Genomic DNA, 26,220 nt, shown 5'->3' with positions numbered 1-26,220 from the left:
GCTTGCTAAAACGCGTTATAATAACTTGTGTAGGATATTTTTAGGAGGTAATTAAGATGGCTGAAGATGTTATTAAGACTGCACTGTTAGATCGTCACATGAAGGAGGTATTTGACTGGAGCAATTCAGATGTTCCAGTTAGAGATACTTTGTGGGATTATTTTATGGAAAAGAATGGTAGAGATACCATCAAGACGGAAGAGGCAATGCTTCCGTTCCTAGATTATTCTGACGACCAGATCGAATCCTTCGTAAATGAAAATCTTAAGAAGTAAATCCGACTAATCCAATGTTCTACGTCTGGTGGTCACGCAATGTTTGGCCACCATAAGGCAGTTGCTTACAAAAAGGCAGCTGCCTTTATTCCTAAGTAAGTAAAAGCAAATAAAGAATCAATTAAGATTACTAGTAAATTGCTTATTAAAAAATTTTTGCTATAATATAGTAGTTTGGAAGTGAGATTATGGCAGTGAAAAAAGCATCTTTGGCCTGCAGCGTATGCGGCTCGCGTAATTACTCGATCACCGCAGGGAAGAATCGCACTCAGCGGCTTGAATTGAAAAAGTTTTGCAAGCATTGTGGCAAAATAACTTTACATAAGGAAACGAGGTAAGAGGTAATGATTAAGTTTTTTAAGAGTGTTGGCGAAGAAATGCGACTGGTAACGTGGCCAAGCGCTAAGCAGAACCGGCACGATACAGGGACCGTCATTGTGACTTCAATCTTGTTTGCTGCATACTTGGGCTTGCTCGACTTGCTATTTAGCAGTTTAACCCAATTGGTAATGTAAAATAGAAATGTCGTTCTATGTGTGTTACAATAAATATAACTGAAAAAGACCTCTGGCGTGGAGGTTTTTTTGTTTGCCAAAAAATTAAAGGAGAAAAAGCAATAATGGTTGAAACAGTTAAGAAGCAATGGTACGTGCTCCATACTTATTCAGGTTATGAGGACAAGGTTAGGTCCGACTTGTTGTCACGTGCGCAAAGCATGGGGATGCAAGACTACATCTTTCGGGTGATGGTGCCAGAACAAGAAAAAGTCGAAAAGGTCAACGACAAGAAGAAAAAAGTTGAAGAAAAAGTCTTCCCAGGATACGTGCTAGTTGAAATGGTAATGACGGATGAAAGTTGGTTTGTGGTCCGTAACACGCCTAACGTTACCGGCTTTGTTGGTTCACACGGTGGTGGCTCCAAGCCATCGCCATTATTAGAAGAAGAAGTGAATCGACTATTGCGCCAGCAGGGTGAACCAGCCAAGCGGCCACAAATTGAATTTGAAGTGGGTGAGATGGTCACGATTACTGATGGGGCTTTCAATGGTATTGAAGGTAAAATCACCGAGGTCCAGCCAGATCGTTATAAGCTTTTTGTTTCAGTTGACATGTTTGGCCGTGCAACTACTACTGAATTAGATTACGATCAGGTTAAGAAAATTAGCTAAACTTGTTTGAAACATTGCAAAACTAGGTAAACGATGGTATCATATTAAGGTACTTTTATTATTGTGGGAGGGAAGTATTTATTTCCCATTTTAACCACGCACGGAATCAAGGAGGTATTGACCGTGGCAAAGAAAGTTATTAACGTTGTCAAATTACAAATACCAGCTGGTGCAGCAACGCCTGCACCCCCAGTTGGTCCTGCTTTAGGTCAAGCGGGAATTAACATTGTTGGCTTTACCAAAGACTTCAATGCTAGAACTGCTGACCAAAAAGGCATGATTATTCCTGTAGTCATCACAGTTTACGAAGATCGTTCATTCGAATTTGTAACTAAGACTCCACCAGCTCCAGTTCTTTTGAAGCAAGCAGCTAAGATCGACAAGGCATCCGGTGAACCAAACACCAAGAAAGTTGGTAAGGTCACTAAGGATCAGGTTAAGGAAATTGCTGAAACCAAGATGAAGGACCTTAACGCTGCTGATGTCGAAGCTGCTATGCGGATGATCGAAGGTACTGCTAGAAGCATGGGTATCGAAGTCGAAGACTAATCCTGTTATTTATAACATTTTAGGTGGGAGAGCCGCTGGCTTGCTTGACCACATATTAAGGAGGAAATCACATGCCAAAGCATGGTAAAAAATATTTAGAAGCTGCTAAAAAAGTAGACGCAAAGAAGCTATATTCAGTTGCTGAGGCTATGAAGTTGGTTAAAGAAACTTCATATGCAGGCTTTGATGCTTCAGTTGAAGTTTCATACAACTTGAGCGTTGACCCTAAGCAAGCTGACCAACAAATCCGGGGCTCACTGGTACTGCCAAACGGTACTGGTAAGACGCAGAAGGTGGTTGTCTTTGCTGAAGGCCCACAAGCTGAACAAGCCAAGGCCGCTGGTGCTGACGAAGTTGGCTCTGACGACTTGGTTGAAAAGGTGCAAAATGGCTACCTAGACTTTGACGTCGTTGTTGCAACACCAACAATGATGGCTAAGGTAGGTCGCTTAGGCCGGATCTTAGGACCTAAGGGCTTAATGCCAAACCCTAAGACTGGTACTGTAACCATGGACATTGAAAAGGCTGTTAAGAACGTTAAGGCTGGTCAAGTTGAATACCGGGTTGACCGTCAAGCTGCCATTCACGCTGCTATTGGTAAGGTTTCATTCACTGATGAACAGTTGATCGAAAACTTTGATGCACTGCGCGACGTTATTTTACGTGCCCGTCCATCAGCTGCTAAGGGTCAATACATTAAGAGTGTGGCTGTTGCCGCAACTTTTGGCCCTGGCATCAAGCTGGATCCACTCAACTTAGATTAATAAGTGAATTTAAAAAATCCTGTTACTAGAACTTATTCTGGTAGCAGGATTTTTAGTTACGCTAAATGATTGTGTTGTAATAACAATAAAAAGAAGACTGGTGATGACAAGCCATTTTTTGAATTTTGGGCACCTGTGTCAAGGTTAATCTGCTAAATTATTGTTATTTGATCAGAGACCAAGCCCATAATCTGCGAAGATTTTTGTGCGGCTGTCCTTTTCTATTTGTGCTTGTTAATATATGTCAACACGACCACAATCAAAGAGATCCAAGCAAGTACCATTTTTTAGTCCCTAGTGTGTTTATAGTTTATCGACAGAGCATTATTTGGTAAACTAAGGTTAATGTAATTGTCTAATCGAGGAATTATGATGCAAAAAAAATATTTGAGCAAATTGCTGGTCTTCTTTTTGGCTGTACCGCTTTTTTTAGTGGGCTGCAACAAGAACCAAGAGAAGATTACAATTGTGGGGTCAAGCGCCCTGCAGCCACTAGTTGAGCAGGCGGGGAATGACTACCATCTGGCTCACCTGGACAGCAACATTATTGTCCAAGGCGGCGGTTCAGGAACTGGCCTTAGTCAAGTTCAAGCTGGTGCTGCACAGATTGGCACTTCTGATGTCTTTGCTGATACCCAAAAGGGAATTGATGCTAGCAAACTAAGGGATTATCCTGTTGCTGTTGTCGGCATTGTCCCTATTGCCAACAAGGGCGTGGGCGTAGCCAACCTGTCTAAAAGCCAACTAGCAGCTATTTTTACCGGGCACATTAAGAACTGGCACCAGGTTGGCGGCAAAGACCTGCCAATTATTGTCATTAACCGTTCGCGCGGTAGTGGTACCCGGTCTACTTTTGAAGACTTAATTCTGCATGGCAAGGAAGCTGTTAATTCGCAAGAACAGGATTCCAATGGCACGGTCAAGAAAATTGTGAGTTCGACTCCAGGAACAATTTCCTATATCTCTTTCCCATATGCTAATGACCAAAATATTCAAAAATTGAGCATCAATCATGTGCAACCGGTAAACAAAAATATTCCAACTAACAAGTGGCCACTCTGGTCATATGAACACATGTACACTAAGGGCAAGCCCAACACGAAGACAGCCGGCTTCATCAAGTATATGCTGAGCAAGGAAGTGCAAGCGGGGCTGGTGCCCAAGATTGGCTATCTCAGCATTCATGAAATGAAAGTTGAGCGCACCAGCCAGAATAAGGTAACGAAACTAGGTAAGACGCATGGCTAAAAAGAAGCAAGATTTGCAAAGGGTAGTTGAAAAAGCAATCGCCCAACAAAAGGTACCGCATGTTAAATTTAATGAGATCGATCCGCAAAACGTTGATCTGGCAAGACTGACTAGTCCTTCTAAAGAAACAAGACAAGAACGCTGGGGCAGGGGACTGACCTTTCTAGCTATTGCTATTATCGGCGTTTTGATTGTAGCTATTATTGGCTTTGTTGCTAGTAAAGGTCTAGCCACTTTTTTTGTTGACCACGTTAACTTGGTTCATTTTTTGTTTTCATCGGATTGGAATCCTAATGCGGGCAAGGAGCATGTGGGTGCAGCTGCAATGATTGTTACTTCCTTTGCAGTTACCTTGTTAGCAGCAGTTTTGGCGACGCCATTTTCCGTTGCCGCAGCTCTCTTTATGACTGAATATGAATCCGGCAAAGGTGCACGTCTACTGCAATCGGTGATGGAACTCTTGGTCGGTATCCCTTCAGTAGTCTATGGTTTCCTGGGACTGACTGTGATTGTTCCAGCAGTAAGAACTATCTTTGGCGGGACTGGTTTTGGGATCTTAACGGCAACGCTGATCTTGTTTGTGATGGTTCTGCCAACGATTACTTCACTAACAGTTGATGCCTTCAAGGCGGTTCCTAAAGAACTGCGCAAATCGTCAGCTGCTCTAGGGGCAACGCAGTGGCAAACAGTTTTCCATGTGGTTCTGCGGGCTGCGCGGGCACGAATTATGACGGCAGTTGTCTTTGGGATGGCCCGGGCCTTTGGCGAAGCGTTAGCTGTCCAGATGGCAATTGGCAATGCGGTTTTGATGCCAGCCAACCTAGTTAGTCCAGCAGCCACCTTGACTAGTCAATTAACCAGCCAAATGGGCAATACCGTAATGGGCACTTTGCCAAACAATGCATTGTGGTCCTTGGCTCTCTTATTACTGGCAATGTCACTCGTATTCAATCTTTTAGTCCACCTGATCGGAAAGAAGAGTTAGCCATATGATGAATTCCAAAAAAAACAACCGTCTAGCGACAGGGGTCATTTACTTTTTAGTGGGAATTGTTATTCTGCTGTTAGTAGGCATTATTGGCAATATCCTGCTATCAGGTCTGCCCCACTTGTCCTTGCATTTTTTGGCCTCTACTGCTTCTTCTTTTGAAGCAGGTGGGGGTGTTCGTGATCAACTTTTTAATTCGTTATACCTGTTGGTACTTACGCTGCTGATTTCTTTTCCAATTGCGCTAGGGGCTGCAATATACCTAGCCGAATATGCCAAGGATAATTGGTTCACCCAGTTAATACGGACGACAATTGAAATTTTGAGTTCATTGCCTTCAATTGTTGTTGGACTATTTGGCTACTTGCTCTTTGTTGTCCAGTTTGGCCTGGGCTTTTCAATTATCGCTGGTGCTCTGGCGCTGACCTTCTTCAACTTGCCCATCTTAACCAGCAACATTGAAGAGGCCATTAAGGGCGTTCCACAGACGCAGCGCGAAGCTGGCTGGGCGTTGGGCTTGTCCAACTGGAAAACCATTCGCGGCATTGTGATACCAGCAGCTCTTCCCGGCATCATTACCGGAGTTATTTTGAGTGCTGGTCGCGTCTTTGGTGAAGCGGCCGCCTTAATTTATACAGCTGGACAAAGTGGTTCGACAGTTGACTATTCCAACTGGAACATGTTCAGCCCTACTAGTTTTTTAAATGTGATGCGACCAGCAGAGACTTTGGCTGTGCACATTTGGAAGGTTAATACTGAAGGCATCATTCCAGATGTGAGTGCCGTTTCGGCTGCTACATCAGCCCTGCTAGTCATTGTCGTAATTATTTTTAACTTTGGTGCGCGCGTTTTAGGCAATTGGGTTTATGCTCGTTTAACCGCAGCCAAAATGAAATAGGGGTAAGTTATGGATAATTGGCAACAAAATTCAGCCCACATTAAGACCTTTGATGAGTCTAATTGTGCAATCTACACAAAAGACCTGAGCGTCTTTTATGGAGGCGTGGTGCAAAAGCTCTTTGATGTTAGTTTAGGATTTAAGAAGAACTCGATTACCGCCCTGATTGGCGCATCGGGGTCTGGCAAGTCCACTTTTTTGCGGAGTCTAAACCGGATGAACGACCGTGTGGCCCGAGTTGATGGCGAGATTATCTTTCATGATCTGGACGTCAATGCGCAGAAAATCAATGTTTACGAACTGCGCAAAGCGATTGGGATGGTCTTTCAAAAACCTAATCCCTTTCCCAAGTCTATTAGAGAAAATATCGTCTATGCGTTAAAGGCTAACGGCCAGCAAGATAAGGACAAGCTTGACCAGGTAGTTGAAGAAAGTCTCAAGGCAGCTGCACTTTGGGACGAGGTTAAGGACAAGCTTGATCAAAGTGCCTTGGCCTTATCAGGTGGTCAGCAGCAGCGCTTGTGTATTGCCCGCGCACTTGCGCTCAAGCCAGAAATATTGCTCTTAGATGAACCAGCCAGTGCGCTTGATCCTGTTTCTACGGCTAAGTTAGAAGATACGCTGAAGCAATTGCGTGCGAAGTACACCATGGTCATGGTGACCCATAACATGCAGCAAGCTTCAAGAATCAGCGAATATACCGCCTTCTTTCACTTGGGACATGCCCTTGAATACGATACTACTAATAATATCTTCACTAATCCGCAGGGTGAAATTACTGAAAAATATATTCAGGGTAGTTTTGGCTAAGGAGGCAGCATTATGACCAATATTATGGAAGCAGAAAATGTTAAACTGCATTATGGCAGCTTTGAAGCCCTGCACGGTATCAGCTTGGCATTTCCAGCACAAAAATTGACAGCTCTGATTGGTCCTTCAGGGTGCGGCAAGTCGACTTTCTTGCGCTGTCTCAATCGGATGAACGATGACATTGAAAATATTAAGATAACGGGCAAGATTCTCCTGGAAGGACAAGACATCTACGGTTCGCACTTGGACTTAGTTGCCCTGCGCAAGCGTGTAGGCATGGTCTTCCAGCAGCCAACTCCCTTTCCTTTTTCTGTTTATGACAATATTGCATATGGCCTCAGGGTTGCAGGTGTTAAGGATAAGGATTTGATTGACCAGCGGGTGGAAGAGAGCCTGAAGCAGGCAGCAATTTGGACAGAAACCAAAGACAGCCTACAGCGCAATGCCTTGGCCTTTTCAGGTGGTCAGCAGCAGCGCATCTGTATTGCCCGGGCACTGGCAATTAGACCCGAAGTGGTTCTGCTTGATGAACCAACTTCAGCTCTTGATCCAATTTCTAGTGCGGAAATTGAAGAAACCCTGATGGGCTTGAAACAAAAATATACTTTTATTATGGTGACGCACAACCTGCAACAGGCAAGTCGAATTTCTGACCAAGTGGCATTTTTGATGGATGGCAAGCTAGTTGAAGCAGGCACAACGGAGGAGATGTTCCTAGCACCTAAGCAGGAAATCACAAGTAATTATCTTAACGGCCGCTTTGGCTAAATTTGGAGGTGGATTATGCACGAGATATTTTTGGATGAATTAAAAAAGTTGAACACCCAGTTTATGGAAATGGGCGTGCTGGTTAACGATTTGATCGACAAGGGAACGCGTTCCTTCGTCGACCACGATAAGAAGACGGCTGAAGAAATGATTGCTGAGGACAAAGAAGTTGCCCGTGAAGCAATTCGAATTGAAAAAAAGGCGCTTTCGCTAATGGCCCTGCAGCAGCCTGTGGCTACGGACTTTCGAGTGGTGATTAGTATCTTAAAGGCAACCACTGACCTGGAAAGAATCGGTGAAAATGCTAACAGTATTGCAGTGGAAACGGTACGGGTTAAGGGCAATCCACGGATTCATGAGGTTGAAACAATTATTTCACGCATGACCCACAAGGTGCGCATGATGCTCATCCAAGTTCTGACTGCTTATGTTCAAGAAGATGAAAAAACGGCACGTGAAATGGTACAGGGACATGAAGAAGTTTACCAAGACTATAAACGGGCCCGCAAGATGACGATTGACGGAGTTGAAAAGGATCCTAATGCTGCAATTGCGGCCGCCAGTTACTTTGTCATTATTCGCCTGCTGGAAAGAATTAGCGACCACATTGTCAACTTGGCTAGCTGGGTTATTTATAAAACTTCTGGCGAGTTGTTTGAGCTAATTAAAGAAGAAAAGAAGTAATTGACTTGCATTTGCTTGCTGGTCCTGCTATAGTTAATAAAGTAAATTCTACCTAAGACTCGGGTGGCATGACGCCTTAATTTCCCGCCGAGGCCAGAAGATAATGAAGATATTTAATGCTCCATGTCCTTCCTGGCATGGAGTTTTTTCGGCCGATGGAATTTATTAATAATTTATGGAGGTGAATTTGATTGAGTAAAGCTGCTATTGCTGAAAAGGAAAAGTTGGTTGATGCGTTTGCTGAGGAATTAAAGGCTGCTAAGGCCATCTTGGTAATCAACTACCTTGGCTTAACTGTTGAAGAAGTTACTAACATGCGTAAGGAACTTCGCGACAACGATGTCAAGATGAAGGTTGTTAAGAATACTTACCTCAGACGTGCTGCTGCTAAGGCTGGTATTGAAGGCCTTGACGATACTTTTGTTGGTCCAACTGCTGTGATTTATACAGACAATGCCGATGACATTACTGAACCAGCAAGAATCGTTTCTAAGTATGAAGACGACTTTGACGTAATCGAGATTAAGGGTGGTGTGCTGGAAGGCAAATTGACTTCGAAAGAAGAAATCAAGGAACTTGCCGCTATCCCTGGCCGTGAAGGCTTGCTGTCAATGCTTGTTTCTGTATTACAAGCTCCTGTACGCAACGTCGCATATGCTGTTAAAGCTGTTGCTGATTCAAAAGACGAAGCTGCAGAATAAAAATAAAGTAATTTTTATCTAATATTAAAATTTCGGAGGATAAATAAGTATGGCTTTAGATACTGAAAAGATTATTGAAGACTTGAAGAGTGCTTCAATTCTTGAATTAAATGACCTGGTAAAGGCAATTGAAGACGAATTTGGTGTTTCTGCTGCCGCTCCTGTTGCTGCAGCTGGTGCTGCTGGTGGCGAAGCTGCTGCTAAATCAACTTACGATGTTGAATTGACTGAAGCTGGTCAAGAAAAGGTTAAGGTTATTAAGGTAGTTCGTGACATCACTGGACTTGGCCTTAAGGACTCAAAGGATCTTGTTGATGGCGCTCCTAAGAACGTTAAGGAAGGCGTTTCTGAAGACGAAGCTAATGACATTAAATCTAAGCTTGAAGAAGTTGGCGCTTCTGTAACCTTAAAATAGTTACAGTCCAACTGGACCAAGCAAACACAGAAAAGGCGTAAGCTCAATTTGGGCTTACGCTTTTTTGTGTTGGGGAAATTGTTGTCTTGCGGTGACTTTCAAAAGATTTTAGAAATAAAATGCCAGTTATGCTATTATTCTTCATCAGCAACAGGTAGAATAAGTGTACCAATTTTAGTTGCCTAAAAACAAAGTTAATGTTTAAATTGCAAGAGGTGTTAATAATTGGTTACTGCCTTGCCGGTAGCAGCAAGGGGGAGTTGTCTTCATAGCTACATTGCTTGATGATGAAAGCAAAAACATTGTGCATGTTAACAGCCTATTACGAGGCAATATAAACATGATTAAGAAGAGGAAATATAATGAAAAAAACCAGATATCATAAAATCTTAGTTGCTAATCTAGTATGCACTAGTATATTTGGGACAATATTTTTACCTATAAGGCAGATAAAGGCTGAAACAATTTCTAGTCAACTTACCTTAAATATGCCGGCAGAAAAGAAGACGCTCACTCTAGCAGGTACTACGTATGGCAGTCAGGGTCGTAAGGTTAAGGCTGCTGCTTCCCGCAAGGGCAAGATAAACAAAAAGACATACCTATATGATGGCCAGGGACATAAACTCAAGAAGCCGGCTCTCAAGAAGGGCAAGAAGATTAAAATTATCAATAAAATCAAGATTAGAGGCAAGAAGTATTACATGTTACGAGCTGGTAGCTTTGTGCCAGCTAATCGAATCAAAATGCAAAATGTTGGGATCCCCAAAAAGGCTACTGAGTCTGCAAAACAATCCCAGCAACAAGCAAGTACTGATTTTTCCCTTAAGGAATTTAGGAAGGCGTTTTTACAGGAACTAAATAAAGAACGCAATAAGCGCGATCTAGCACCAGTTTCCGAAAATTTACATTATGATGCTGTAACGCAAAAGCGGACGAAATTGCTTCCAACTAACTTTAGTCACGTTGATAAGGCTGGTAATTTTATTTTGAAGGACTATTTTAAAAAGGCCGGAATTTCTATCACCAGCATCTCTGAGTGCATTGCAGAGTTTCCTTGGGGGTGGACAGTTGATCATAAGACTAAAGAGTTAGTCTCTGCCACGACCTCGTCAAGCGCACTGGTTGCAGAAAACATGATCTATGAATATATCTATAATGATGCTGATTCGAATTGGGGCCACCGTGATATCCTTCTTAAGCCGCAGAATAAGACAATTGGTGTAGGTGCTGTCAACAGTAATGGTCAAGTTTATTCATCAATTAGCGTCACCCCTTAATAAAGACTATAAATAAAAGTATAAAATACTGTTGTAAATCCTGAAATTAAGATAGTTTATCAAATTTTGGCTGAAGACTAGATACCGATATTCAATCGGGCATAGCCCTCTTAGCTTGGTCTTGATTATTTTGGTGCTAGTAATCAATGCAAGTGTCAAGATAGGAACTCTGCCTAATCTAATGCACGATGGTATTCAAATATCGCTTTAATAGTGATTAATGACGTATTGCTAGTTAGTGTTTTGGGAGAAATTATCACAAGACGCAAAACTAATAAATATTTGTTAATATAACTTCAGCAACTCATTAATTTGAGTTGATTTTTGCTTTTTATTTTAGAAGCAATCTTACCTGATTAGGCTAAAGTGATTTGCAAAAAGGCTACTATCCGTTAAAATTGATTCAGATAGATTGAGATAGAAACGGGCAGATAATGGATAACAAAGAAAACCAAATGTATTATGCAGCTCACCCAACGTCCAAGCATGATGAACGCATCATTGATTACCACGCTGGCAATATTGACCTCAAGTTTACAACTGACGCAGGGGTCTTCTCCAAGATGCGGGTTGACTATGGAACGGGTGTTTTAATTAAGCAAATGGCACAGGTGGTTTTTCCGCCGCACAATATTTTGGATGTGGGTGCTGGTTATGGCCCCCTAGGTTTGTTTGCTGCTAAGTTTTGGCCTGAGCAGACCATTGAACTGGTCGATGTTAACGAGCGCGGGCTGGCACTAGCCCAGCAGAATGCTCAAGTCAACGGCATTACTAACGTGCAGATTTACCAGTCGGACGTGTATGCCCAAGTTGATGCAGCTAAAAAATTCGGCCTGATTGTAACTAATCCACCAATTAGGGCTGGCAAGGGCGTAGTTTCAAGTATTTTGACCGGAGCGTTTGATCACTTAGTAGCCGGCGGTATCTTACTGGTTGTGATCCAGAAGAAGCAAGGTGAACCCAGCGCCCGCAAGCTGCTTCAAAGCACCTTTGGCAACTGCACTATTTTGCTGCGGGATAAGGGTTATTATGTCTTGCAGGCGGTGAAAGCCTAATGGACTGGTCGAGCAGTGCTAAGCAAAAATACATGCAGCTGGCCTTAGATCAAGCACATAAAGCCCGAGACCAAGATGAAGTGCCGATTGGTGCAATTATAGTAGATCCAGACGGAAATGTGATTGGGACCGGCTATAACCGCCGCGAGTTAGACCAAGATGCTACCCAGCACGCTGAATTGATTGCTATCAAACAAGCTTGTGCTCGTTTAGGGACTTGGCGGCTTGTTGATTGCAGCCTTTTGGTGACGCTTGAGCCCTGTCCGATGTGTGCGGGAGCCATTATTAATGCGCGAATAAAAACTGTCTTTTATGGAGCGTCTGATCCCAAGGCTGGAGCTGCTGGCAGCGTGGTCAACCTTTTTGATGTGGCTAAATTTAACCACCACCCCCAAGTCATTCGCGGACTATACCACGATGAAGCCAGCCAAATGCTGAAAAACTTTTTCCGGTCAATTCGGCAAAAGCAGAAGCAGGCTAAGATTGCAGCTGCAAATAATGAAGCTGAGAAAAATTCAGCAAATTAGTGGAAAAATCTTGCTAAATACGGTAGTATTATCTATGGGCAATGTTTGACTTCCAAAGCGTGTCAGGACCGGAAGGTAGCAGCACTAAGGTTGCTCAGGCATGTGCCTTTTATTAGACATTGACAAACTCTTAACTCTTTCGAAGAGTTAAGAGTTTTTTACTAGGAAAGAATGATCATGGCTTATCAAGCGTTATACCGTAAGTGGCGGCCACGCACCTTTGACAGTGTTGTTGGCCAAAAAGATATTACTGATACGCTGAAAAACGCGATTAAGCGGGGCACAATTTCACATGCCTTTCTTTTTGCCGGGCCACGTGGTACCGGCAAGACTTCATGTGCCAAGATTTTCGCCAAGGCCTTGAATTGCACTAACTTGCAAGATGGCGAGCCCTGCAATGAGTGCGCTAACTGCCTGGCAGCAGACAAGGGCGCAATGGCAGACATCATGGAAATTGATGCTGCTTCCAACAACGGGGTTGACGAGATTCGCGAAATTCGTGATCAGGTCAAATACGCTCCGACCCAAGGCAAGTACAAGGTCTACATTATTGATGAAGTCCATATGCTGTCAATGGGCGCTTTTAACGCTCTGCTTAAGACTTTAGAAGAGCCACCAGAGCATGTGGTCTTCATCTTGGCTACCACAGAACTGCAGAAGGTGCCGGCAACGATCATCTCGCGGACGCAGCGCTACAACTTTAAGCGAATTGCCCAAAAGGACCTGCTTAACCGGATGGAACACATTCTAGACCAGGAAAAAATAACATATGACGATAAGGCGCTAGCCGTCATTGCTCAAGTTGCAGACGGTGGTATGCGAGATGCCTTGAGTATTTTAGATCAGCTCCTTAGTTACGAGCAAGACAAGGTGGAATACCCAGCAGCGCTTGAAATAACCGGCTTTGCGGCCAAAGAAAAAGTTGAAGAGCTTTTGCTAGCAATCTTAAATGAGGATACTAAGCAGGCTCTTACCTTGGCCCAGGCCCAGCTAAAAGCAGGTGCCAGTTCCAAGAATATCTTGGATGAGTTAATTGATCTGGCAACTAATGCCTTGATGGTAGTCAAAACTGGAAATGAAGATGAAGTTAATTTCTTAAACCAGGATTTCGTTACTGAAATTAAGAATATTCAGCCAGAACGTTTTCTTCAGATGATTGCATCTGCTAATACGGCTTTGGGCGATTTGCGGTATACTAATCAGCAGCAGATTCCATTAGAAGTTTTTTTGGTGGAAAGTACCACAAAGGCCGCGGTAAAAACGACTAAGAGCGTTGAAGCAGTTAGCCCAACTGATACTGGACAACAGGTAGCTAAAACAGATGGGTCCGGCCTGCAAGCAGAAATTGCTGCCTTAAAAAAGCAGGTTGTTGATTTGACGGCTAAGGTTTCTGCACTGGGCCAGAAACACCCAAGAAGCAGCGACCATGTATTTCATCTTGATAACACAAGTGCTAAAGCTGGAAAAACAAGCAAAAATAAGGCACCTAAGGTTAAAAAGCAGGAAAAGAAAGCTAGCAAAAATAAGCCACGAGTTGACAAACAAAATCGCCAGCAAGTGTATCATGTCTTGGAAAATGCGACCAAAAAGAATTTGCAGGCTATTAAGGATGTTTGGCCTGACTTGCAGTCTGTGTTGGCTGTTTCTCAGCGGGCACTCCTTGATGTGCTTGAGCCAGTTGCGGCTAGTCCAGACCAGGTTGTGATGAAGTGCAAGTATACTTTGTGGTTTGAAAAGGCTAGCTCTGATGATGACTTGCTAGCTGTCTTAACAGGCCAAATAGCCAAGTTTACCAAGCATGACTATGAGATTGTGCTGGTTCCAGATGAAGATTGGTTTACGGTCCGCAAGGAATTTTTGCAGACCCACCGCGATGAACTGCTGCATAAAAAGCAAGCAAGCAGTGAGGCGTTAGAAGATGAGGCCAGTGACAAGACTGCAGACGAAGTGGTGCAAAAGGCCAAGGACATCTTTGGCGACCGCGTCAACGTTAAAGATTAAAGATAAGAGGAGAAGACAATGAGTAAAAGACCAAACTTTGGTGGTATGGGCGGCATGAACATGCAGCAGATGATGAAGCATGCTAAGAAGATGCAGGAGCAAATGGCTCAAGAACAACAGACTATTACTGCACAAGAATTTGTTGGCAAGTCTGCTGACGACTTAGTGGTTGCTACTTTTAGCGGTGATCGTAAGTTAAAGGATATCGTTATCAATAAGGATGCAATTGATCCCGATGATCCAGACATGTTGCAAGATCTGATTATTGATGCAATCAACAAGGGACTGGCTGCAATCGATGAGACTACGCAGGCCAGTTTAGGCAAGTACACGAAGGGCATGATTTAATTGCAGTATCCAGCACCAATTGCGCACCTAATTGACTCATACATGAAGTTGCCTGGTATTGGTGAAAAAACAGCCACAAGGCTAGCTTTTTACACGTTAGACATGCCAAATGACGATGTGCACAACTTTTCTAGTGCCTTGAATGAAGTCAAAGAAAAGCTGCACCGCTGCTCCATTTGTGGCAATATTACAGAAAAAGATCCCTGCGCTATCTGCTCCAATCCTGGGCGCGAGCAGACCACCATTATGGTGGTGGAACAGCCCAAGGACGTGATGGCCTTTGAAGACATGGGTGAATACAATGGCCTCTACCATGTCTTGCACGGTGTCTTATCGCCAATGGACGGTATTGGTCCAGAAGAGATCAACATTAGGTCGCTGATTGTTCGTCTGCAAAAGCAGGATAAGGTCAAGGAAATTATTCTAGCGCTAAATTCAACGCCAGAAGGAGAGTCGACTGCAATGTACATCAGCAAGCTGATCAAACCAGCAGGCATAAAGGTAACTCGCTTGGCTGCTGGTTTAGCAGTGGGCAGCGACATTGAATACGCTAATTCGATTACCCTCAAGCGGGCAGTTCAAGGGAGAACAGCAATCTAATGGCACATGACGAAGTAAAAAAACTAGGTGATGCGCGCTTAAACGCTATTATTGAACGACTTCAAGAGGAAATTGCGGTTCAAAAAAGTCTGGACCCAACGACTTTGGACATGTCAGAAGACAACATAATTGCCAGTAAAATATTGCGAGCCAAGTACTCGTTCCTGTATGATGAGGCAAGGATCCGGCACACCAGTTTTACTGGTTTTACCAATGCAATCTCTGAATAAGTCAAGCTCGCCGGTGCGAGCTTTTTTAGTGCTATTGGAATATAATATGGATAATTAATGTTAGTAAGTTGTTAGCAGTAAAGTACATGCGAGAGGGAAGAAAATGTATTATTTTTTAAATAATCGGTTGGATGTGAACAGTTCAGGAATAGAGCACGCTGAAGTCAAACGGTTGAAGCTTTTTAAGCATAATGGCGTTAAGGCTAAGATAGTGATGTCAGAATTTAACCGGTTTGCCCACGACAACTTGCCACTATATGGCCTAACTGATGAAGATTATGTTAATATGTTTGACTTCTTTGCCAATACCGTCAATTTTTCTAGCAAGGTGGTGACCCTGGAGGATCTTGCCCTGCCTGACTTTTGTCAGGTAAAGGAAGGGGCTAATGAATATGAGGTTTATGATGGTTCTTTTAAAACGATGACCATCAGCTTGTTTGCTAATGGCAGTATCGATACTGTGCAATACTTTAATGGTGACGGCCACAGGACTAAAGAAGACTTTTACGATACTCGCGGGTTTAAGAGTCTGACCCAAATTTTTGATACGGGCACGGGCAACCTGGTATATGAACTGTTCTATCGACCAGACGGCACGATTTATTATGAAATTGCCTATGAACAAAAGCCAAAGTGGCTGGCAGCGACCAATATTCAATTGACTGATAGCCGGGGCAAGCAGCATTCTTTGATGAACAGCGGGCAAGCCTTTACTATCATGCTTGATGAATTAAATGAGCAAGATGGCGGCGAGCCGTCGACCTTTATTTCAGACCGCAGCAATATTACCAACGTTCCAATGATTAACATGAAGACGCCAGTCAAGAAGATTGAGCACTTTCACAGCATTCATTTTCGCGACTATTGGGATTCCAACTCCCCTCTGACGTATAATTCCATTTCTAATAACGAATTGTTGAGCAAAACGGACTTGGTGATTACTCCTGGACTAAGGCAAGCAGAAGATATGCGCAAACGCTTGCGGACACAGGTACCAATCGTTGCCATTCCGGTAGGTATTGTGTCAGATGAACAATTGCAAGCTAAGCATGTTGCAATGAGTGAGCGCATTCAGGGCAAGATTATTGCTATTGCGCGGCTCTTTCCGGAAAAGCGTCTGGATGATACGATTAATGCCTTTGCCCAAGCTCACCAAAGCAACTCGTCTTTGAGTTTAGATATCTATGGCTACGGCGATGGCAGTGATAATTATCAAGAAGAAAGGAAACTAAAGAAGTTAGTTCACGACTTGCAACTTGAGCAGGCAGTTCACTTTATGGGATACACCCAAGATATAGAGACGGTCTACAATAATGCACAGCTGCTACTGGTTACATCTTGTTATGAAGGGGCCTCACTTGCAATTGTTGAAGCCCAAGCCCATGGTGTCCCAGTTATTTCTTATGATATTAACTATGGCCCTAGAGACTTGATTGACAATGGTGCAAGCGGCCTTCTGGTAAATAGTGGCCAGGTCGATGAACTGGCAAGTAAAATCAGTGGCTTTTTTGAAGATCCAGCCATGCAGGAGAGTATGAGTGCCTCAGCTTATGAAAATGCTAAACGTTTTTCGGGCGCCAATGTTTGGCAACTTTGGCAAAAGTATGTCATTGATAAGTAGGAAACTTTAGGTAAAATTCAAGTGAAGTGAAGCTTCCAGACACCACACAATATTTAGTGGTTGCATTAACGCTTTTCAAATCAAAAGTTGCTCGGGAAAGAGCAGCTTTTTTAATTTCTCGAAAAAACTTTCATTAAACGTGTCAAAAAGGTTCAACTCTTGTAAAATAGACATATGGAGAGTTTTATGAAAAGTTATTTTGTTAGTTTTGAGGGGCCTGATGGGTCCGGCAAAAGCACAGTTTTAGCCCAAGTAGTTGCCCAAATTGGCCCACGCTTAAAAATACAATATCTAGTGACGCGTGAGCCAGGTGGTTCGGTAATCGCCGAAAAAATCAGGCAGTTGATTTTAAATCCCGATAATGAACAAATGAGCCCGCGCACCGAAGCTTTGCTCTATGCTGCGGCCCGAAGCCAGCACATGGCTGAGACGGTTATTCCTGCACTAAGAGCCAAGAAAGTGGTCTTTTCCGACCGCTTTGTTGACAGTTCCTTGGCATACCAAGGAGTTGGCCGAGATCTGGGAATTGGCCCGGTTAAGGAAATCAATGATTTTGCCACAAGCGGAATTGCCCCTGACCTGACTATTTTTTTGGATGTCAAGCCTGAAGTGGGATTAGCCCGTATTGCCCAAGAACGTGCTGGCAGCCAAGACCGATTGGAACAAGAAAAAATTGCTTTCCATCAAAAAGTTTATGCGGGTTACCAAGAAGTTAACAAGGGTAATAGTGGGCGCATCAAGGTGGTTGATGCAACCAAACCGCTTGAACAAGTGGTAGCTGCCTGTGTTAAAATTATCGCAAACCATTTACCAGCAGAATTGCTAAAGGACTGAGTAAAATGAAACTAATAATCGCAATTGTACAAAGAGAAGATGCCAATAGATTGCAACGCGCCTTCGTCAAAGAAGATATTCGGGCAACGAAATTGGCTACTACTGGCGGCTTTTTAAGTGAAGGCAACACGACTTTTTTGATCGGGATTGATGACAACCACGTCAAGCAAGTTTTGCGGGTGATCAAGGACGAATCCAAGTCGCGCGAAGAGTATATGAATCCAAGCGTGGTAATGAATAGCCTGGATATCAGCAACCAGCCAGTTAAGTTTACTGTTGGCGGAGCTACTTGCTTTGTGCTGCCAGTAGAAGAATTTAAACAGTTTTAATGAAAGTCGAGATTGCCAAGTCCAGCCCGAGTCAGGTTGCCTTTTTGCACAAGGCCTTTGACCAGAACAAGTTAGCCCACAGTTACCTGTTTTGCAGTCAAAATGAGGAGTTAGCATTAAATACTGCCTACTGGTTGGCTTGCTTGTTTAATTGCACGGGTAAAAATAAGCCTGATGGTACTTGTCAAAACTGCCAGCAAATTATTTCGAGCAACCATCCTGACGTTTTGTTGGTCACTCCCGAAGGAAAGCAGAGCTTAGGTATTGACCAGATCCGCTTTTTGAAGGAGGAATTAGCCAAAAGTCCTGTGCAGAGCAGCACGCGCTTCTTTTTTATCAATGAGGCTCAAAAACTGACCTTGCCTGCGGCTAATGCCCTGCTTAACCTGCTAGAAGAACCAGTTGCACCAGTAGTGTCAATTTTGATTGCGACAAACGTTGATCAAGTTTTGCCCACTATTCGTTCACGCACCCAGCTCATCAACTTTGCTAGTGACATGCAAGCGGGCAACCGGACTGAACTCTTGACCAGCAAAGGATTTAGTCAAAGTGCAATTGCTGAACTGAGCGATACCAGCAATTTGGATCAGACCATTAAATATTTTTATCAAGAGCTGCTGGAACACAACCCCTTGGCACTAGTCAGTGCACACAAGTTGGCTGAAATGGCTAAGGGTCGAGCAGAGCAGGATTACCTCTTGCTTGAGCTGAAGGAAAAGGCGCAAGCAGATTTAAATAGTGACAGGCAACAGGCAGCAGCAAGGATGCTTAAAAATCTGCTTGAGGTTGACCGAATGCGGTATAGCAACGTTGGCTTGCGCAACCTCCTTGATTATCTTGCCCTGCAATGGAAACAGTAGGTGTTTATGGTGGATTCTTATTCAAAACTCCAACAGCTTCATGATTCAATGGTCAGCATGACTAAGACAATCGAGAGCATGGAAAATAGTATCTTAGAAACGTTAAAAGAAAATACTGAACTAAAAGTCGAAAACAAATTATTGCGTGAAAAGATGGATAAGCTGAATAATGCCCATAATGGTGCAATTAAAACCCAAAGCGGCCTTGAGTCTCTGCGGCAAATTTACAATTCGGGCTACCATATCTGCAACATGTACTATGGCTCACACCGTGATCCGAGTTCAGACTGCATGTTTTGCTTAGACATTCTCGACAATTTTGGTGAAAAAAAGAAAGCATACAAGGACCGATAAAATGCAGCAGCAAAATAGCTACGCTCAGGACAAGGGCAAGCTTTACCTGGTACCAACGCCGATTGGCAACTTAGAAGACATTACCATTAGGGCCAAGAGAATTTTGCAAGAAGCAGACTATATTGCGGCCGAAGACACACGAACAAGTGGAATATTGCTGGAAAAAATTGGCGTGCACAACCGCATGCTTTCTTTTCATAAGTATAATTCTAAGGAACGGGCGCCAGAGTTAGTCAAGTTAATGCAAGATGGAGCAGTAATCGCTGAAATAAGCGATGCGGGCATGCCGGTCATTTCTGATCCGGGCTATGTCTTGGTGCAAGAGTGCATCCAAGCAGACGTGCCTGTTGTCCCGCTTCCGGGCGCTGCGGCTTTCACAACGGCCCTGATTGCATCTGGCTTTGATGCCCAACCTTTTACTTACTACGGTTTCTTGCCGCGCAAGGCAGGCGAACAAAAGCCTTTTTTTGAGCAAATGAATGAAGCACATGCCACGTCTATTTTTTATGAGGCGCCGCACCGCCTGCTGAAGACGCTTAATAATTTGGCGACCATCATTTCTTCGGACCGCAAAATCGTGGCTGCACGCGAACTAACCAAGATTCATGAGGAATTTATCCGGGGCACAGTAAGTGAACTGTGTGACTACTTTGCTCAGAACAAGCCCCGGGGCGAATTCGTAATTTTAGTATCGCCAAGCACTGCTTCACCTGAGCAGTTATCATGGCCGCAGCTGCTTGCCTTAGTTAAGGAGCAGGTTGACCAAGGTACAAGCAAGAAGATGGCAATTAAGGCAGTTGCCCAGGAGAACCATGTTTCTAAGAATGAATTATATGAGCGCTACCACCAAAAGTAAGGAAGAATTATGAAATATAGTGAAGACCACCAAGTAAATTATTATGAGTGTGACGAAAACCGCAATCTGAAGCTGCCAGCAATGGTAGACTTGATGATGAGCGTGTCTGAACATCAATTGGCCCAAAGTGCGGCTAGTACTGATGCTTTAACTAAACGGGGACTCGGCTGGGTAATTACCCAGTACCACATTGAAGTGACCAGGTTGCCCCACCCAGGTGAACAAGTTACGATAGCAACAGAACCAGTAGGCTACAACCGTTTTTTAGAGTATCGTAATTTTATCTTTAGCGATGCAGCCGGTAATGAATTGGTCAAGGCTCAAAGCGAATGGGTCATGTTCGACCTTAAAAAGCGCAAAATGGTATCCACTGACAAGGAGATAATGGCTGAGTTGGGCGTGCCTTTGCTGCCTAAGTTGCCTCGCTTTCCGCGTATGCGTCTGCAAGAAGACTACCAAGAAAAGCGGAACTACCGCGTCCGGTATGATGACCTTGATACCAACCACCATATGACTAATGGCCACTACTTCAACTGGTTTATTGACATGCTGGACCGGGACTTTTTAAAAAATCACATGGTAAAGACAATTGACATTAAATTTAACCAAGAAGTTCGTTATGGTCAGGACTCTTTGGCCTATATCAGCATGGTTGAAGATGGGGCGAGTACTAAGACCTACCATGCAATTGCTGACGATGAGCGCAACGACAAAGCCGTTTGTGAACTAACTTGGCGCAACTTATAATATAATTAAGCATGAAACAGATCATGTTTAATTAAAGAAAGAAGTGTTGCATATGACTACCAAGGAATATTTCAAGGTTGAATTACGAGACCTGATCCTTCTGGGGATTATTGTTGCAATGAAAATTATTTTAGGCCGATTTAGCGTGGGTACCAATATGGTGCATGTGGGATTAGGCTTTATTGGCAGTGTGATGCTGGGCTATTTATTTGGCCCTGTATGGGGCGCTGTTGGAGGTGGGATCAGTGATCTGATTTCATCAGTCTTGTTCAGCAACCAGGGGGGCTTTTTTATTGGCTTCACACTGTCTGCCATGCTTGGACCTTTCATCTACGGCCTGCTTTTTTACCAAAAGCCAGTCAAAATATGGCGCATTATCCTGGCCACTCTCTTAGTAACGGTCATCATTAACATTGGACTCAACACATACTGGGTGCACCTGCTCTATGGCTTGGACCTGCGAGCAGCACTAATCCAGCGACTGCCCAAAGAAGCAATCTTGCCTTGGATTCAGATGCTTGTGGACTACTTTGTCTTGACTGCTCTTTCGCGTATTAAGATAAAAAAGTGATTTGGAAAAGGGTAAATAATCTGAAATGAAAATTTTAAGTGTGTCAACGGCTACTAATCATTTGAGCGTTGCACTCAACGAGGATGCCAATATAATTGTTGAAAAAGGCGAACTCGACCAGCGCAACCATAGTGAACACCTTGACCCGTTAATTACTGAAATACTAACGGCCAATAAGCTTGAGTTAAGCGATATTGACCGTTTTGCTGTGGCAATAGGACCAGGTTCATATACTGGTCTGCGCATCGGGGTGACTACGGTTAAGATGTTTGCCAGTATTTTGCACAAGGAGGTTGTGGGCGTTTCAACCTTGGCAGCTTTGGCTGCTAGCTGTCCCACTACTAATGCCCTTATTGTTACAGGAATTGATGCCCGCAACGACAACTATTTTGCCGGTGCTTATGTCAATTCTGCTGGCTGCCCTATTAGCGTGATTGCTGATGGCCACTACCACATCGACACGCTTTTGGGTGCAATCAAGGATTATGCTGCAAGACAGGAAATTAAAGAGCTTGTTTTTGTAGGTTCAGGTTTTGCCAAACAAGAAAAAAAGCTGCAGGACTTGGGGATTCCCTATAATTTTGGAGCAGATGAACAAAATCAAGTTCATGCTGGTTTGATTGGCCAACTAGCACTTGAGTTAGAACCCGTTGATCCAGACCAACTCTTGCCTTTGTATTTGCGGCGCACGCAAGCTGAAGTTGACTGGCACAAGAAGACCGGTCAGCCATTTGGACCAGAGAGCGATTATGTGGAAGAAGTTTGACTTTTTGCAATGGGCTGCATCGCATCAAAGCAGGCAAGTTGGAACAACTTTTAAGCCTTTTGCCTTTAGTTGGAAAGGACAAGTCTTACAGGTGATGCAAGCTCGGTCAAGTGACATTGCCAATATTGTGGAGCTTGAAAGCAAGGCCTACCATGGGCATACGCCCTGGGGTGCTGCGATTTTTCACCAGGAGCTGCGGCAAAAAAATGCACTGTACCTGGTCGTCTATCAAGCCTCTGCCTTGGTTGCCCTAGCTGGCTTGCGTTGGGAGCAGGTTGAAGCTCACATTACAAACCTGGCGGTGACGCCTGCATGGCAGGCGCAGGGCCTTGGCAGCCGCATGCTAAGTATTCTGGTTCAACAGGCCCAAAAATGGGGCTGTCAGAGTTTGAGTCTGGAAGTGCGTGCTGATAATGAAGCAGCAAAAGGTTTATATAAGAATATGGGCTTTGTTACCACCAGTGTGCACCCCAATTATTACCAGGACGTGCACCAGGATGGTCTGAAGATGGTGCTGCAGCTCACCGCAATTAAAGAAGGGGATTAGTTTTGGATAGTAAAAAAGATATCCGTATTTTAGCCTATGAAAGCTCATGCGACGAGACTTCTACCGCTGTGGTTAAAAATGGCCGCGAGGTTGAAAGTCTGATCGTGGCCACGCAGATTAAAAGCCACCAACGCTTTGGCGGCGTGGTACCCGAGGTAGCAAGTCGCCACCATATTGAGGTCATCAGTCAGATTACCAAGGAGGCATTGGCTGAAGCCAATGCAACTTGGCAGGATATTGATGCAATTGCTGTGACTTACGGGCCCGGACTGGTTGGTGCGCTCTTGATTGGTGTTAGTGCGGCCAAGGCAGCGTCGATGGCTACGGGCCTGCCTTTAATTGGCGTGGACCATATTATGGGTCACATCATAGCCGCTCAGCTGACAGATGAGATTAGGTATCCAGCACTAGCACTGCAAGTTTCAGGCGGTCATACGGAAATTGTTTTGTTAAAAGACCCAATTCACTTCGAAATTGTTGGCGACACCCGGGATGATGCTGCTGGCGAGGCCTACGACAAGATTGGACGCGTACTAGGCGTCAATTATCCTGCAGGCAAGACGATTGACGAGTGGGCGCAAAAGGGAAAGGATACCTTTAACTTTCCACGGGCAATGATGGAAGATGATGATTATGACTTTTCTTTTTCTGGCTTAAAGAGTGCCTTCATCAACACCTGCCACCATGCTGACCAGATTCACCAAAAAATGGACAAGTATGACCTTGCGTCCAGCTTCCAAGCTTCTGTCATTGATGTCTTGGCGCACAAGACAATCCGGGCAATCAAGCAATACCAGCCGCAAACTTTTATCATGGGCGGCGGCGTTGCGGCTAACCACGGCTTGCGTGAGCGGATGAGGACTGAAATTGCTGCTTTGCCAGATGGTCTGACGCCCAAGGTTATCCTGCCCGAATTGAAGTTGTGCGGCGACAATGCAGCCATGATTGGGGCAGCTGCATACAACCTTTATCAAGCAGGCAAGTTTGCGGACCTGACCTTGAACGCAGATCCATCGCTGGAACTGCCCTATGCTCACACCATGCTTGATTAATAACATTAAAAAATCCAGTCCCTTATTTTGGAGATTGGATTTTTCTTTGCCTAGAATTTGCGGCAGAATGCGACTAGGTTACCTTGATTGCAAGCAGGTGACACTTCCATCACGTCCATTGACGTGGCGAATAAATTGTTAAAAATAAAATTAGACACAAAAAATGACTTGGAGCAGCAGTACTGTTCCAAATCATTTTTAATTTTTATTCAAAATCTTCTAGTTCTGTCAAGGCTTGCTCCCAGTCACTGTTGGCCTTGTTCAAGTCTGTTTGAATTGCAGTCAGCTGGTCTTGCAGCGGCCCCAGCTTGTCAAAGTTGGTCGCAATTTCTGGGTCAGCCATCTGGTTTTGGATATTTTCTTGTTCTTGTTCAAGTTGGTCGATCTTGGCTTCAAGATCATCAACGGCCCGTTCCAACTTGCGCTTTTGCGAATCACGCTGCTTTTGCTCCTGGTAGGATAGTTTGGTCGTCTTTTCCCCTGATGGATTCGTAGCTATCGAAGAAGCTTCAGCCGTGCTGGCAGCATTTTCGCGCTTGTTTTTTTCTTCCAAGTAGTAAGTATAGTCACCGTCGTACACTTGGGCAGATCCATCTTTAACTTCGACAATCTTGTTGGCTAATTGGTCGATAAAGTAGCGGTCATGAGAGACAAAGAGCAGGGTGCCGTCAAACTTCTGCAGTGCCTGCTCTAAGACCTCTTTGGCTTCAAGGTCTAAGTGGTTGGTGGGCTCGTCCATCAATAAAAAGTTGTTGTGTTCCAGCGCTAAAACGATCAGTGTCAACCGAGCCTTTTGGCCCCCAGATAGTTGTCCGACAGTCTTGTCAATGTCCTTGGCCGTAAACAGGAAACTAGCCAAAATTGACCGCACATCTTTTTCGGGCATCATTTTGTGGCGGTCCCAAATCGTGTCTAATACGGTTTTACCAGGTTGCAATAGCTGAAGCTCCTGGTCGTAGTAGCCGATATCCAAAGAGGCACCATACTTAATGGATCCACCTTTAGGAGTTAGCTTTTTCATAATAGTTTTAAGCAGGGTTGACTTCCCAATGCCGTTGGCACCGATAACGGCAACCCGGTCGCCCTTGTTGACCTGCAAAGAAATATCTTGCACCATCGTCTTGTTAGGGTAGCCGATGGTCAAGTCATGCAGGATCAGTACCTCCTTGCCTGACGGTCGTTCACTTGCAAAATTGATCCGCACCTTGTTTTTATGTTTGGGTGGCGTAATTCGCTCAATTTTTTCCAGTTGCTTGCGCCGACTTTGGGCCCGTTTAGTTGTTGTGGCCCGGACGATATTTTTCTGGATGAATTCTTCATCTTTTTTAATTTTTTCTTGCTGCTTTTCGAAGGCTTCTTCCTGTTGGCGGTCGCGCAATTCGCGCTCTTTTACGTAGTCAGAGTAGTTGCCCTTAAAGGCAGTCAAGTGACCAAACTGCAATTCGAAAATCTGCGTGGCCAGGTGGTCCAAAAAGTACTGGTCGTGTGATACTACCAAGATGGCACCTGTATAACTTTTAAGGAAGTTTTCTAGCCAGTCCAGCGTGTCCATGTCCAAGTAGTTGGTTGGTTCATCAAGCAAGAGCAGGGGTGGCTTGCGCAATAAGAGTTTGACAAAGGCCAGGCGAGTTTTTTCACCGCCTGAAAGGCTGCCAATAATCTTGGTCCACGTGCTTGAAGGAAAGTTAAAGCCATTCAAAATACTCTTGATATCAGCCTGATAAGTATAACCGCCTTCTTCTTCGAAGCTGAACTGCATTTGGTCGTATTGCTTGAGCAAGGCCCGGTCTTCGGGATGGTCTGCAATTGACTGCTGCATCTGGGCCAGCTTTTTCCCCATGTTGATGATAGGAGCAAAAACACTCTCCATTTCATCCCAAATACTGTTCTCTTCGTTTAAGCCATTTTCCTGGGCAATGTAGCCAACAGCGGTATCCTTGTTAACAGTAAATTCTCCGTGCGTGGCCTCTTCTTCGCCAGTCATAATTTTGAGCAGGGTAGTCTTGCCTACCCCGTTTGGTCCTACTAATCCAATGCGTGCGTTTGCTGCAATTGAAAAATTGACGTGACTAAAGAGTGTGTTAGCCCCAAATTGTTTTTCTAAGTCGTGTCCTTGTGCAATTATCATATTTTTTCACCTAGTGACCATTTTAGCATACGAAAGGGAAAAGCTGGAATAGATTCCCAGCCTGCTCGCTGGTTTGTTGTTTTCCTATATTAAGTCAGGCATCCTTACTGGGTTACAATAATAAAGTCAATTATACAAGACCATAACATTATGATAAAATTTGATAGATTGTGAAAAAAATATTTGCATATCTTGCTAAAATGTAGGTAGAATAATACTGATTGATGAACAAATCACAAGAACAAATTT

33 protein-coding genes, 1 other RNA gene and 1 other annotated feature are annotated in these 26,220 nt (G+C 44.0%); of the genes, 33 read left to right on the top strand and 1 reads right to left on the bottom strand.

The window, feature by feature from the left end; all coding sequences use genetic code 11:
* The first annotated feature begins 56 nt into the window (after window positions 1-56).
* The 33 genes from AC2JF7_RS07035 (at window position 57) to tsaD (ending at window position 23,843) form a co-directional block, all read left to right on the top strand.
* A complete protein-coding gene (locus tag AC2JF7_RS07035) occupies window positions 57-275 on the top strand; it encodes a P8 family protein (protein ID WP_500727979.1) in 219 nt (72 codons plus the stop codon).
* Window positions 276-463: 188 nt separating this feature from the next.
* A complete protein-coding gene (rpmG, locus tag AC2JF7_RS07030) occupies window positions 464-613 on the top strand; it encodes a 50S ribosomal protein L33 (RefSeq protein ID WP_500727978.1) in 150 nt (49 codons plus the stop codon).
* Window positions 614-619: 6 nt separating this feature from the next.
* Complete coding sequence (gene secE, locus AC2JF7_RS07025; RefSeq protein WP_500727977.1) at window positions 620-790, top strand: preprotein translocase subunit SecE; 171 nt, start codon at window positions 620-622, stop codon at window positions 788-790.
* 104 nt (window positions 791-894) lie between these two features.
* Complete coding sequence (nusG, locus tag AC2JF7_RS07020) at window positions 895-1,443, top strand: transcription termination/antitermination protein NusG (protein WP_500727976.1); 549 nt, start codon at window positions 895-897, stop codon at window positions 1,441-1,443.
* Between the two features lie 123 nt (window positions 1,444-1,566).
* Window positions 1,567-1,992 (top strand): 50S ribosomal protein L11, encoded by a 426-nt coding sequence (gene rplK, locus AC2JF7_RS07015; protein WP_034980336.1) that lies wholly within the window; start codon window positions 1,567-1,569, stop codon window positions 1,990-1,992.
* Between the two features lie 71 nt (window positions 1,993-2,063).
* Entirely contained in the window at window positions 2,064-2,756 is a 693-nt protein-coding gene (gene rplA, locus AC2JF7_RS07010; RefSeq protein WP_500727975.1) for a 50S ribosomal protein L1, read from the top strand.
* Window positions 2,757-3,128: 372 nt separating this feature from the next.
* Window positions 3,129-4,004, top strand: a complete 876-nt coding sequence (locus tag AC2JF7_RS07005; protein WP_500728017.1) for a phosphate ABC transporter substrate-binding protein — start codon at window positions 3,129-3,131, stop codon at window positions 4,002-4,004.
* Window positions 3,997-4,989: a phosphate ABC transporter permease subunit PstC gene (gene pstC / locus AC2JF7_RS07000; RefSeq protein ID WP_500727974.1), complete on the top strand. Its 993-nt coding sequence runs from the start codon at window positions 3,997-3,999 to the stop codon at window positions 4,987-4,989. Before AC2JF7_RS07005 ends, pstC begins: the two co-directional genes overlap by 8 nt.
* A gap of 7 nt (window positions 4,990-4,996) precedes the next feature.
* Entirely contained in the window at window positions 4,997-5,890 is an 894-nt protein-coding gene (pstA, locus tag AC2JF7_RS06995) for a phosphate ABC transporter permease PstA (RefSeq protein WP_500728016.1), read from the top strand.
* A 9-nt stretch (window positions 5,891-5,899) separates the two neighbouring features.
* Entirely contained in the window at window positions 5,900-6,700 is an 801-nt protein-coding gene (gene pstB / locus AC2JF7_RS06990; protein ID WP_500727973.1) for a phosphate ABC transporter ATP-binding protein PstB, read from the top strand.
* Between the two features lie 12 nt (window positions 6,701-6,712).
* On the top strand, window positions 6,713-7,468 hold the full coding sequence (pstB, locus tag AC2JF7_RS06985; RefSeq protein WP_500727972.1) for a phosphate ABC transporter ATP-binding protein PstB: 756 nt from the start codon (window positions 6,713-6,715) through the stop codon (window positions 7,466-7,468).
* Window positions 7,469-7,483: 15 nt separating this feature from the next.
* Window positions 7,484-8,152 carry a phosphate signaling complex protein PhoU gene (gene phoU / locus AC2JF7_RS06980; protein WP_500727971.1) on the top strand — a complete coding sequence of 223 codons (669 nt, stop codon included), beginning with the start codon at window positions 7,484-7,486 and terminating at the stop codon, window positions 8,150-8,152.
* A 33-nt stretch (window positions 8,153-8,185) separates the two neighbouring features.
* Window positions 8,186-8,311, top strand: a sequence feature (ribosomal protein L10 leader region).
* Window positions 8,312-8,343: 32 nt separating this feature from the next.
* Complete coding sequence (gene rplJ / locus AC2JF7_RS06975; RefSeq protein WP_500727970.1) at window positions 8,344-8,853, top strand: 50S ribosomal protein L10; 510 nt, start codon at window positions 8,344-8,346, stop codon at window positions 8,851-8,853.
* A gap of 49 nt (window positions 8,854-8,902) precedes the next feature.
* Window positions 8,903-9,268 carry a 50S ribosomal protein L7/L12 gene (gene rplL, locus AC2JF7_RS06970; protein ID WP_500727969.1) on the top strand — a complete coding sequence of 122 codons (366 nt, stop codon included), beginning with the start codon at window positions 8,903-8,905 and terminating at the stop codon, window positions 9,266-9,268.
* 488 nt (window positions 9,269-9,756) lie between these two features.
* Window positions 9,757-10,545, top strand: a complete 789-nt coding sequence (locus tag AC2JF7_RS06965; RefSeq protein WP_500727968.1) for a CAP domain-containing protein — start codon at window positions 9,757-9,759, stop codon at window positions 10,543-10,545.
* Window positions 10,546-10,979: 434 nt separating this feature from the next.
* On the top strand, window positions 10,980-11,600 hold the full coding sequence (locus AC2JF7_RS06960; RefSeq protein ID WP_500727967.1) for a class I SAM-dependent methyltransferase: 621 nt from the start codon (window positions 10,980-10,982) through the stop codon (window positions 11,598-11,600).
* A complete protein-coding gene (gene tadA, locus AC2JF7_RS06955) occupies window positions 11,600-12,127 on the top strand; it encodes a tRNA adenosine(34) deaminase TadA (RefSeq protein WP_500727966.1) in 528 nt (175 codons plus the stop codon). Before AC2JF7_RS06960 ends, tadA begins: the two co-directional genes overlap by 1 nt.
* A gap of 27 nt (window positions 12,128-12,154) precedes the next feature.
* Window positions 12,155-12,251, top strand: an RNA gene (gene ffs, locus AC2JF7_RS06950) — signal recognition particle sRNA small type.
* A 53-nt stretch (window positions 12,252-12,304) separates the two neighbouring features.
* A complete protein-coding gene (gene dnaX / locus AC2JF7_RS06945; RefSeq protein WP_500727965.1) occupies window positions 12,305-14,128 on the top strand; it encodes a DNA polymerase III subunit gamma/tau in 1,824 nt (607 codons plus the stop codon).
* A gap of 18 nt (window positions 14,129-14,146) precedes the next feature.
* Window positions 14,147-14,476, top strand: a complete 330-nt coding sequence (locus AC2JF7_RS06940; RefSeq protein WP_500727964.1) for a YbaB/EbfC family nucleoid-associated protein — start codon at window positions 14,147-14,149, stop codon at window positions 14,474-14,476.
* Entirely contained in the window at window positions 14,477-15,076 is a 600-nt protein-coding gene (gene recR / locus AC2JF7_RS06935; protein ID WP_500727963.1) for a recombination mediator RecR, read from the top strand.
* Window positions 15,076-15,306, top strand: coding sequence for a YaaL family protein (locus tag AC2JF7_RS06930; protein WP_500727962.1), 231 nt, complete (start codon window positions 15,076-15,078; stop codon window positions 15,304-15,306). The genes recR and AC2JF7_RS06930 overlap by 1 nt, the downstream gene beginning before the upstream one ends.
* Before the next feature lie 103 nt (window positions 15,307-15,409).
* Window positions 15,410-16,927 (top strand): glycosyltransferase, encoded by a 1,518-nt coding sequence (locus AC2JF7_RS06925; RefSeq protein ID WP_500727961.1) that lies wholly within the window; start codon window positions 15,410-15,412, stop codon window positions 16,925-16,927.
* Between the two features lie 186 nt (window positions 16,928-17,113).
* Window positions 17,114-17,761 carry a dTMP kinase gene (gene tmk / locus AC2JF7_RS06920; protein WP_500727960.1) on the top strand — a complete coding sequence of 216 codons (648 nt, stop codon included), beginning with the start codon at window positions 17,114-17,116 and terminating at the stop codon, window positions 17,759-17,761.
* A gap of 5 nt (window positions 17,762-17,766) precedes the next feature.
* Window positions 17,767-18,090: a cyclic di-AMP receptor DarA gene (gene darA / locus AC2JF7_RS06915; protein ID WP_500727959.1), complete on the top strand. Its 324-nt coding sequence runs from the start codon at window positions 17,767-17,769 to the stop codon at window positions 18,088-18,090.
* Window positions 18,090-18,950, top strand: a complete 861-nt coding sequence (locus AC2JF7_RS06910; RefSeq protein ID WP_500727958.1) for a DNA polymerase III delta subunit-related protein — start codon at window positions 18,090-18,092, stop codon at window positions 18,948-18,950. The genes darA and AC2JF7_RS06910 overlap by 1 nt, the downstream gene beginning before the upstream one ends.
* Before the next feature lie 9 nt (window positions 18,951-18,959).
* Entirely contained in the window at window positions 18,960-19,304 is a 345-nt protein-coding gene (gene yabA, locus AC2JF7_RS06905; RefSeq protein ID WP_500728015.1) for a DNA replication initiation control protein YabA, read from the top strand.
* 1 nt (window position 19,305) lies between these two features.
* On the top strand, window positions 19,306-20,160 hold the full coding sequence (gene rsmI / locus AC2JF7_RS06900; protein ID WP_500728014.1) for a 16S rRNA (cytidine(1402)-2'-O)-methyltransferase: 855 nt from the start codon (window positions 19,306-19,308) through the stop codon (window positions 20,158-20,160).
* Between the two features lie 9 nt (window positions 20,161-20,169).
* Window positions 20,170-20,907, top strand: coding sequence for an acyl-[acyl-carrier-protein] thioesterase (locus AC2JF7_RS06895; RefSeq protein ID WP_500727957.1), 738 nt, complete (start codon window positions 20,170-20,172; stop codon window positions 20,905-20,907).
* A gap of 52 nt (window positions 20,908-20,959) precedes the next feature.
* Entirely contained in the window at window positions 20,960-21,478 is a 519-nt protein-coding gene (locus AC2JF7_RS06890) for a folate family ECF transporter S component (RefSeq protein WP_500727956.1), read from the top strand.
* 25 nt (window positions 21,479-21,503) lie between these two features.
* Complete coding sequence (gene tsaB, locus AC2JF7_RS06885; protein ID WP_500727955.1) at window positions 21,504-22,244, top strand: tRNA (adenosine(37)-N6)-threonylcarbamoyltransferase complex dimerization subunit type 1 TsaB; 741 nt, start codon at window positions 21,504-21,506, stop codon at window positions 22,242-22,244.
* Complete coding sequence (rimI, locus tag AC2JF7_RS06880) at window positions 22,228-22,791, top strand: ribosomal protein S18-alanine N-acetyltransferase (protein WP_500727954.1); 564 nt, start codon at window positions 22,228-22,230, stop codon at window positions 22,789-22,791. Before tsaB ends, rimI begins: the two co-directional genes overlap by 17 nt.
* 2 nt (window positions 22,792-22,793) lie before the next feature.
* Window positions 22,794-23,843: a tRNA (adenosine(37)-N6)-threonylcarbamoyltransferase complex transferase subunit TsaD gene (gene tsaD / locus AC2JF7_RS06875; protein WP_500727953.1), complete on the top strand. Its 1,050-nt coding sequence runs from the start codon at window positions 22,794-22,796 to the stop codon at window positions 23,841-23,843.
* Window positions 23,844-24,048: 205 nt separating this feature from the next.
* Here tsaD and AC2JF7_RS06870 read toward each other — a convergent pair whose 3' ends face one another.
* Window positions 24,049-25,971, bottom strand: a complete 1,923-nt coding sequence (locus AC2JF7_RS06870; protein WP_500727952.1) for an ABC-F family ATP-binding cassette domain-containing protein — start codon at window positions 25,969-25,971, stop codon at window positions 24,049-24,051.
* Between the last annotated feature and the right edge of the window lie 249 nt (window positions 25,972-26,220).

This window comes from Lactobacillus sp. XV31L (genome assembly GCF_059900865.1).
The sequence above is the reverse complement of the archived record's forward strand: the minus strand, read 5'-3'. Positions and strand labels throughout refer to the sequence as shown.

Bases quoted from the DNA above. Each gene is read 5' to 3' on its own strand.
- AC2JF7_RS07035 (WP_500727979.1), top strand. From the start codon at position 57: ATGGCTGAAGATGTTATTAAGACTGCACTGTTAGATCGTCACATGAAG.
- rpmG (WP_500727978.1), top strand. From the start codon at position 464: ATGGCAGTGAAAAAAGCATCTTTGGCCTGCAGCGTATGCGGCTCGCGT.
- secE (WP_500727977.1), top strand. From the start codon at position 620: ATGATTAAGTTTTTTAAGAGTGTTGGCGAAGAAATGCGACTGGTAACG.
- nusG (WP_500727976.1), top strand. From the start codon at position 895: ATGGTTGAAACAGTTAAGAAGCAATGGTACGTGCTCCATACTTATTCA.
- rplA (WP_500727975.1), top strand. From the start codon at position 2,064: ATGCCAAAGCATGGTAAAAAATATTTAGAAGCTGCTAAAAAAGTAGAC.
- AC2JF7_RS07005 (WP_500728017.1), top strand. From the start codon at position 3,129: ATGCAAAAAAAATATTTGAGCAAATTGCTGGTCTTCTTTTTGGCTGTA.
- pstC (WP_500727974.1), top strand. From the start codon at position 3,997: ATGGCTAAAAAGAAGCAAGATTTGCAAAGGGTAGTTGAAAAAGCAATC.
- pstA (WP_500728016.1), top strand. From the start codon at position 4,997: ATGAATTCCAAAAAAAACAACCGTCTAGCGACAGGGGTCATTTACTTT.
- pstB (WP_500727973.1), top strand. From the start codon at position 5,900: ATGGATAATTGGCAACAAAATTCAGCCCACATTAAGACCTTTGATGAG.
- pstB (WP_500727972.1), top strand. From the start codon at position 6,713: ATGACCAATATTATGGAAGCAGAAAATGTTAAACTGCATTATGGCAGC.
- phoU (WP_500727971.1), top strand. From the start codon at position 7,484: ATGCACGAGATATTTTTGGATGAATTAAAAAAGTTGAACACCCAGTTT.
- rplL (WP_500727969.1), top strand. From the start codon at position 8,903: ATGGCTTTAGATACTGAAAAGATTATTGAAGACTTGAAGAGTGCTTCA.
- AC2JF7_RS06965 (WP_500727968.1), top strand. From the start codon at position 9,757: ATGCCGGCAGAAAAGAAGACGCTCACTCTAGCAGGTACTACGTATGGC.
- AC2JF7_RS06960 (WP_500727967.1), top strand. From the start codon at position 10,980: ATGGATAACAAAGAAAACCAAATGTATTATGCAGCTCACCCAACGTCC.
- tadA (WP_500727966.1), top strand. From the start codon at position 11,600: ATGGACTGGTCGAGCAGTGCTAAGCAAAAATACATGCAGCTGGCCTTA.
- dnaX (WP_500727965.1), top strand. From the start codon at position 12,305: ATGGCTTATCAAGCGTTATACCGTAAGTGGCGGCCACGCACCTTTGAC.
- AC2JF7_RS06940 (WP_500727964.1), top strand. From the start codon at position 14,147: ATGAGTAAAAGACCAAACTTTGGTGGTATGGGCGGCATGAACATGCAG.
- AC2JF7_RS06930 (WP_500727962.1), top strand. From the start codon at position 15,076: ATGGCACATGACGAAGTAAAAAAACTAGGTGATGCGCGCTTAAACGCT.
- AC2JF7_RS06925 (WP_500727961.1), top strand. From the start codon at position 15,410: ATGTATTATTTTTTAAATAATCGGTTGGATGTGAACAGTTCAGGAATA.
- tmk (WP_500727960.1), top strand. From the start codon at position 17,114: ATGAAAAGTTATTTTGTTAGTTTTGAGGGGCCTGATGGGTCCGGCAAA.
- darA (WP_500727959.1), top strand. From the start codon at position 17,767: ATGAAACTAATAATCGCAATTGTACAAAGAGAAGATGCCAATAGATTG.
- AC2JF7_RS06910 (WP_500727958.1), top strand. From the start codon at position 18,090: ATGAAAGTCGAGATTGCCAAGTCCAGCCCGAGTCAGGTTGCCTTTTTG.
- rsmI (WP_500728014.1), top strand. From the start codon at position 19,306: ATGCAGCAGCAAAATAGCTACGCTCAGGACAAGGGCAAGCTTTACCTG.
- AC2JF7_RS06895 (WP_500727957.1), top strand. From the start codon at position 20,170: ATGAAATATAGTGAAGACCACCAAGTAAATTATTATGAGTGTGACGAA.
- AC2JF7_RS06890 (WP_500727956.1), top strand. From the start codon at position 20,960: ATGACTACCAAGGAATATTTCAAGGTTGAATTACGAGACCTGATCCTT.
- tsaB (WP_500727955.1), top strand. From the start codon at position 21,504: ATGAAAATTTTAAGTGTGTCAACGGCTACTAATCATTTGAGCGTTGCA.
- rimI (WP_500727954.1), top strand. From the start codon at position 22,228: ATGTGGAAGAAGTTTGACTTTTTGCAATGGGCTGCATCGCATCAAAGC.
- AC2JF7_RS06870 (WP_500727952.1), bottom strand. From the start codon at position 25,971: ATGATAATTGCACAAGGACACGACTTAGAAAAACAATTTGGGGCTAAC.